Genomic DNA, 3,436 nt, shown 5'->3' with positions numbered 1-3,436 from the left:
CCACGCTGTCCACCTTCAGCACTTGGTTGATGTTCCCGGCGATGATGCGGTTGTAGTACCCCTTCTCGGCGAAGTCCGAATAGTAGTTGTACACGCTCTTGTCCGCCAGCAGCAACGCACGCTTCACGTTGTGTTCTATCGCGCTCTTTTCGGGCGAGAGCGTGAAGAACAGCTCGTGGAAGCGGCGCACATGCTCCCTCGCTTCCGCCGGACGGTTCTGCGAGAGGTCCTGCGATAGTGCCAGCATCAGCGACTTGCCGTTGTCCAGCACGTAAATCTTTTCCCGTTGCCGCTCCGCAAAGCGGTAGGAACTCCACACGCTCCATACCGTTATCACGGCACACAACGAGAGGAAGACGATACCGAACAGGCGTATCTGCCTGAACGATGATTCGATGTTTTTAAGTGACTTAAATTCCATTATTGTTTATTCGTTTTTAATTGTCAAATACGTTGTTTTACGGATGTTCTGTCAAGGTAGCTACCTTGTGGTGGTCGAGGTAGCTACCTTTAGCCTGCCTTTGTAGCTACCTTGACAATCTCATCCCGATTTGTTATTTCAGCAGCTTCCCGGCACGTCCGACCATGTTTCCTGCGGCTGCGCCCGCCACGCTGCCCGCCATGCTTCCGGCTCGTCCTGCCGTCTGGTTCACGTTGCGACCGTAGCTTCCCATACCTCCGGCTTGGATAATCCAGCCTGCCACCGTCGGGATGGTGAAGTAGCCGATGATGCCGATTATCATGAAGACGATGTACACCCCGTCACTTGAATCCAGTGAGAAGTTCGGGTCAGCTTGCATCCGCTCGATGTCGCTTTGCAGCATCAGCACCTGTATTTTCGCCAGTATGGTGCTGAACATATCCGACACGGGCAGCCACAGATAGACCTGTATGTAGCGGCATATCCATTGCGTGAGCGTGCTTTGGAAGCCGTCCCACACCGATATGGCGAAGGCTATCGGACCGAGTATCGCCAGCACCACGAGGAAGAACGTGCGGATGGTGTCTATCACGAGGGCGGCGGCTTGGAACATCAGTTCCAGTATTTCGCGGAAGAAGTCGCGGATGCCCTTCTTCATGTTGTACATTCCGCGCTCAATGTACATCCCCGCCATCGTCACCATGTCGCCGGGCGACCAGCCCAGTTCCTCCAGCTGTTTGTCAAACTCCTCGTTCGACACAAGGTAGGCGGTTTCGGGGTTGCGCATCATCGCCTCGTATTCCAGTTTGTCTTTCTGCTCACGGTACTGGTTCATGTCCAGCGTTTCCGCCTCCAGCATCTTTGCCGTGCCCTGCACGACGGGCGACATGATACTGTTTATCGTGCCTAATACCACCGTCGGGAAGAACATGATACACAAGCCTATCGCAAAGGGGCGGAGCATGGGGAACACGTCTATCGGTTCGGCTCTCGCCAGCGACTGCCACACCCGGTAGGCGACGTAGAACAGCGCACCCAGCCCGGCGATGCCTTTCGCCACGCCCGCCATGTCCCCGCATAGCGGCATCATCTGCTCGTAGAGCGAGCGCAGAATCTGGTGAAGGTTGTCGAAATTCATAGGCTACCAGTATCTTTCGTTCATGTTTCCGTACAGCCCCATGATGCGGTCGAGGTCGTTCTTCTTTTTTGCCCGCAGGTAGCTCACGCTGATGTTCTTGTTGGTGTAGTAGCTCACGAGGTTGCGGTAACGCTTCATCTTGGAGTAACAGCGTTCCACCACATCCATGCGCTCCTTGTCCGTCATGGAGAGCGTGGTGATGTTCACCACGTTCTTCAGTTCCGTCAGCACGTCGTTGGATTCCTCCAACAGCTTGGTGTAGCCAAAGGCGATGGCTCCCAGTTCCTCCACCGTGAAGTTGTCGTCACGCATCATCTTCTGGAAGCTGGTCACATAGGTGTCGGTGATGTCACCCACCATCAAGATGGTCTGCTGCACCTTCCGGGCGTCCTTTACCAGATTGTTTACGGATTTCAGTGCGTCGTAATACTTCTTGCCCTGCTCGTAAATCTTCACCGTCTCTTGAAAATTTTTTATCATATTCTGAGCGGTCGTGGAAGTGTGTACCACGTTCTTCGAGGTGTTCACGATGCTCTGCGCGATGTTGGACGGGTCTATCACCGCCCACTGTGCGCTTGCCCTGCCGACTGCAAACAGGCACAGGCAGATGGCTAATGTCATTCTTGTTCTCATGTTACTTTGGATTTTAGTGGTTATCGTTATTGCTCGCTTATCGGATGGTCCGGTTTCGGGTTCACGCGCACATAGTCCCCATTGGGCGAGAAGGTCAAGATGTCCGTCGCCTCGTTGTAGGACACGTCGATACGGAATCCGGTGTTCATGAACAGGTTGCCGTTCTCTTCCTGCAAGAGATAGGTTTCCGGTTTCAGCTTACGGCGGATGCCGCTCCGCTTGAACACCGTCACCTTATAGACTTCGCCCTCCTTGTAGATAAGCACGTCGGGCTTGCCTTCCACACTCTCCCAGTTCCCGCAAAGCAGGTCACGGCGGTTGTCCGCTACATCGCAGGATTGCAGCACCATGACCGCCAGCCCGATTAAACACTTGCTGACTTGCAGCATTTTCGTTCTTGATATACTCATACGCATTTTCTTTTTTAGTTGATAAATCGTTTTTACTTATTCCTTGTTTCTCCGCCTTTCGGCAAGCTGCCGGATGGCGGCTTCGATGTCGCCGCCCAGTTGCTCCGCCAGACGGTACACCTCCACCTTCTCCGTTTCTTCAGTGGTATATGCCAGATACTCTTCAGCACTAACTTCGGTGGCATAAACCGCCGACTGTGTGCCACCCAGTCCGATCCAGACCTCCTTGTAGAGCCTTGACGGGTTGTTCGCCATGTTGATGGAGAGTATCTGCGACTTCTCCTTCTCCGTCAGACCCAACAGGGACTGTATGGCATCAAACTTGTTCATGTACTTGCGCTGGTCAAGCAGGATTTTACAGTCCGAGTTGTTGATGATGCTCTCCTTGACGACGGGCGAAGAAATGATGTCGTCCACCTCCTGCGTCACCACGATTGCCTCCCCGTAATACTTGCGCACAGTTTTGTACATATAGCGCAGGTAATCAGCCATATTTGCCGACGAGAGAGCCTTCCAAGCCTCTTCCACGATAAGCTGTTTGCGCACGCCCTTTAACCTGCGCATCTTGTTGATGAAAGCTTCCATGATGATGATGGTCACTACCGGGAACAGTTCGCGGTTGTCCTTGATGGAATCAATCTCGAAGACGATGAACCGCTTGCCCAGCAGGTCGATGTTCTCCGCCGAGTTGAGCAGGAAGTCGTAGCGTCCGCCCCGGTAATACTGCCGCATGGTGGTGAGCATGTTGTCGATGTTGAAGTCCTCCTTCTCCACCTTGATGTCACGCTCCGCCAGTTCCCTGCGGTAGTCGTCGCGCATGTACTCGTAGAAAGT

5 protein-coding genes are annotated in these 3,436 nt (G+C 53.6%); all 5 read right to left on the bottom strand.

Going from position 1 to position 3,436, the window contains the following annotated elements; translation table 11 throughout:
* Nucleotides 1-421 (bottom strand): conjugative transposon protein TraK (gene traK / locus HPS55_RS13810; RefSeq protein ID WP_172325086.1); only part of this gene is annotated, 421 nt, incomplete at its 3' end.
* Between the two features lie 133 nt (nucleotides 422-554).
* Complete coding sequence (gene traJ / locus HPS55_RS13805) at nucleotides 555-1,559, bottom strand: conjugative transposon protein TraJ (protein WP_151858910.1); 1,005 nt, start codon at nucleotides 1,557-1,559, stop codon at nucleotides 555-557.
* A 3-nt stretch (nucleotides 1,560-1,562) separates the two neighbouring features.
* Entirely contained in the window at nucleotides 1,563-2,192 is a 630-nt protein-coding gene (locus tag HPS55_RS13800; RefSeq protein ID WP_008645444.1) for a DUF4141 domain-containing protein, read from the bottom strand.
* Between the two features lie 26 nt (nucleotides 2,193-2,218).
* On the bottom strand, nucleotides 2,219-2,602 hold the full coding sequence (locus HPS55_RS13795) for a DUF3876 domain-containing protein (RefSeq protein WP_172178337.1): 384 nt from the start codon (nucleotides 2,600-2,602) through the stop codon (nucleotides 2,219-2,221).
* Between the two features lie 36 nt (nucleotides 2,603-2,638).
* Nucleotides 2,639-3,436, bottom strand: a 798-nt coding sequence (locus HPS55_RS13790; RefSeq protein ID WP_172325084.1) for a TraG family conjugative transposon ATPase, incomplete at its 5' end; no start/stop codon positions are given.

Origin of the sequence: Xylanibacter rodentium (assembly GCF_013166575.1) — a bacterium.
In the GTDB taxonomy this organism is placed as follows: Bacteria; Bacteroidota; Bacteroidia; order Bacteroidales; family Bacteroidaceae; genus Prevotella; species Prevotella rodentium.
This window is presented reverse-complemented; position numbering and strand designations above follow the sequence as displayed.